Genomic DNA, 3217 nt, shown 5'->3' on the forward strand with positions numbered 1-3217 from the left:
GCGGCCCGCCCGCGTCTGCCCACGTTCCCGGTCCGCGCCCGCCCGTGTCGGCCCGGGGTCCCCGCGCCGCGCCTGTCTATGGTGTGGGACATGACGACGACGTACGCGGCCCTGCTGCGCGGCATCAACGTAAGCGGCCACAAGAAGGTCCCCATGGCCGAACTCCGCGACCTGCTCGGCGATTTGGGGCACGGCGACGTCCGCACCTATCTCCAGAGCGGCAACGCAGTCTTCACCAGCGCATCGGACGACGAGGAGGCGCTCGCCGACCAGCTGGGCAAGGCGATCGCCGACCGTTTCGGCTTCTCGGTCGACTGTCTGGTCCGCTCCGGAGCGTATCTGCGGGCCGTCGCCGACGCCTGCCCCTACCCCGCGGAGTCACTGGAGGGCAAACAGCTCCATGTCACCTACTTCTCCCAGCCGGTGGAACCGGAGCGGCTCGCGTCCGTCGACCCGGCCGACTACGCGCCTGAGGACTTCCAGCTCGGCGACCGCGTGCTCTACCTCTACGCGCCTGACGGCCTCGGCCGCTCCAAACTAGCCGAAGCGCTGGCCAGACCCGCCCTGTTGAAGGGCGTCGTCGCCACCACCCGCAACTGGAACACCGTCGCCAAACTCGTGGAGCTGACCGGTGCCTGAACGCTCTTTCGCCGTGGCGGCGTCCATCGAGAACGAACTGCGCCTGCTCGCACCGGAGGTACGCGGCTCAGCGGACCTGCTCGGCGCCCTTCTGCACCCCGAGTTCACGGAGTTCGGCGCGTCGGGCCGCTGCTGGGACCGGGCCGCCGTCATCGCCGAACTGACCGCGCACCCCACGGCCCCCGAGCGCCCCACGACCACATCCCGGATGCGTGGCGTCCAGCTCGCGGACGATCTGGTCCACCTCACCTTCGACACCGACACCAACGGCCGCCCGGCCCACCGCAGTTCCCTGTGGCGCCGCACGGACCGCGGCTGGCTGCTCTGGTTCCACCAGGCGACGCCGTTCAGCCCCGCCGATGGGTGAGCAACTGGGTCGTACTCCCGTCATCCTCCGGAACATCCCGGACATGGACGTAGCCCGCCTTCTTCAGCACGCCGAGTGAGGCGCTGTTGCGCGCGTCCACCGTCGCGTGCACCTCGTCCAGACCGAGCTCGTCGTACGCGTACGAGGTGAGGCCCCGCACCAGCTCCAGGCCGAAGCCCTGGCCCCAGCTCTCGGCGGTGAGCCCGTAGACGATCTCATGACCGTCGAGCCAGGACTCGGGCGACGGCTTGATCTCGGCATGGCCGACGTACCGTCCCCCGTGCCGCACCGCCCACACCTTGAAGCGGTCCTCCGCGTACACCAGGCTGAAGACCCGGCCGAACAACGCCCGGATCTCCGCCACGGAGTCGTCCCCGAACCACTGCCCGACCCGCCGGTCATCGAAGAACGCCACGAAGTCGGGCTCGTCGGAGCGCACATAAGGGGACAGCAGCAGGCGGTCCGTACGCAGTTCGGGGGTCACCCGGGGAGGCTAGGGCGCCGCTCCCCAGAGGTCAAAGGAGTTTCGGCGCGCCACTGTGAGCGTTACAGCCCAGCGAGGCGACGGTGCTGGTCGCAGCCCTCAACGAGGGGCTGTGACCAGCACTTCCGAAGCACTGCTAGTCCCGTACGGCTGACAGCTCGCGCACCGTCGCCATATCGCTGAACGGGATCAGCTGGTCGCCGACGATCTGGTACGGCTCACTGCCCTTCCCCGCGACCAGCACGATGTCGGCCGGCCCTGCGGCGGACAGGGCGAAGGCGATGGCGTCGCGGCGGTCGGCGATCCGCTCGAAGGGGGTGCCGGTGGCCGTCAGACCCGGAGCGATCTGGTCCATGATCGCCTCGGGGTCCTCGTCACGGGGATTGTCCGATGTGAGCACGCACAGATCGGAGTGGGACCCGGCTATCTCGCCCATCTGGGTCCGCTTGGTGACGTCCCGGTCGCCTCCGCAGCCGAAGACCGTGATGACGCGTGCAGCGGCGAAGTCCCTGATGGCGGCGAGCACCTTGTCCAAGGAGTCGGGCGAGTGCGCGTAGTCCACGATCACGGAAACGCCCTGCGAGGTCTCAAGCCGTTCCAGCCGCCCGGGGATCGGGGGCATCTGGTCGACCGCCGCCACCAGACCGGCCAAGTCATGGCCCAGCAGATGGCATGCGGCCAGGGTGGCCAGGGCGTTGGAAACCGAGAACCTGCCGGGCACGGGGATCGCGGCCGGATACTTGCGCCCGTCGTGGTGGAGCGTGAACCGCGTGCCGAAGGCGTCCATGTCCAGGTCGGTCGCCCGGTAGTCGGCTTCGGCGTCCAGGGCGTACGTACGGACCAGACCCGGCATCATCGCCGGAACCAACGCGCCGACCGGGTCGTCCGCGTTGACCACCGCGCGCCGGCAGAGTCCGTCGAAGAGCCGGAGTTTGGCGTCCCGGTAGTGCTCCATCGTGCCGTGGTCGTCCAGGTGGTCCTGGGTGAGGTTGGTGAAGATGCCCACGTCGATGAAGGAGTGGTCGATCCGGTGGGTCAGCAGGCCCATCGAGGTGGCCTCCAGGACCACGGTGCCCACCTCGTGGTCGCGCATGTGCCCCAGCAGATATTGGAAGTCCGGTGACTCCGGAGTGGTCAGCACCGAGCGCGGCATCGGGATCAGCTCGTCCCCGATCCGGTTCCCGCCCGTCCCGATCACACCCACCTTCCCGCCCTCGGCGATCCGCAGCACGGACTCCACCATGTACGAGACGGACGTCTTCCCGTTGGTGCCGGTGACGGCCACCATGTCCATCGCCCGGCCGGGCTCCCCGTAGTAACGCGAGGTGATCAGCGCTGCGGCCTTACGGCTGTCGGCCACTCGCACGACGCAGGCGCCTTCCGCCGACGGCCACACCGCGGCGGGAAGACCGGACGCGGGCTCCTCGACGAGCACCGCGACGGCGCCCCGCGCCAGCGCGGAACCGATGGCCTCGGGGCCGCCCTCGCGGTGCCCGGGCACCGCGAGGAAGAGTGAACCCGGCGAGACGCGGTGGGCATCCAAGCATGCTCCCGCGGTGACTCTCGTTCCCGGATCGCCCAGAAGTAGTTCGTGGTCGTGCCCGGCGAGCAACTCGCTCAGCTTCACAGGGGTCCTCTCAGGGTGCGGCCGACCCGCCGGGTCGCGGGAAGCGACACCGGCGGTACGCCAGGGGCGCGGGCGCAGGGGGGTCGTGCGGGAGGGGGGA

The 3217-nt window shown here is 69.7% G+C and carries 4 protein-coding genes; 2 read left to right on the forward strand and 2 right to left on the reverse strand.

What is annotated here, in order from left to right; translation table 11 throughout:
• Positions 1-90 precede the first annotated feature (90 nt).
• The gene (locus tag U9R90_RS34630) at positions 91-639 is read left to right on the forward strand and encodes a DUF1697 domain-containing protein (RefSeq protein WP_411061331.1); all 549 of its coding nucleotides are present in this window, start codon (positions 91-93) and stop codon (positions 637-639) included.
• Positions 632-1006, forward strand: a complete 375-nt coding sequence (locus U9R90_RS34635) for a DUF4440 domain-containing protein (protein WP_411061332.1) — start codon at positions 632-634, stop codon at positions 1004-1006. The genes U9R90_RS34630 and U9R90_RS34635 overlap by 8 nt, the downstream gene beginning before the upstream one ends.
• Here the strand turns inward: U9R90_RS34635 and U9R90_RS34640 are convergent.
• Both U9R90_RS34640 and U9R90_RS34645 read right to left on the reverse strand, forming a co-directional pair.
• Positions 987-1490: a GNAT family N-acetyltransferase gene (locus tag U9R90_RS34640; protein WP_411061333.1), complete on the reverse strand. Its 504-nt coding sequence runs from the start codon at positions 1488-1490 to the stop codon at positions 987-989. The two genes, U9R90_RS34635 and U9R90_RS34640, sit on opposite strands and share 20 nt — an antisense overlap.
• Positions 1491-1626: 136 nt before the next feature.
• Complete coding sequence (locus tag U9R90_RS34645; protein WP_411061335.1) at positions 1627-3117, reverse strand: UDP-N-acetylmuramoyl-L-alanyl-D-glutamate--2,6-diaminopimelate ligase; 1491 nt, start codon at positions 3115-3117, stop codon at positions 1627-1629.
• Positions 3118-3217 lie beyond the last annotated feature (100 nt).

This window comes from Streptomyces sp. E11-3, from assembly GCF_046540415.1.
Lineage (GTDB): Bacteria > Actinomycetota > Actinomycetes > Streptomycetales > Streptomycetaceae > Streptomyces.

Coding starts and splice junctions, on each gene's coding strand:
- U9R90_RS34630 (WP_411061331.1), top strand. CDS start 91: ATGACGACGACGTACGCGGCCCTGCTGCGCGGCATCAACGTAAGCGGC.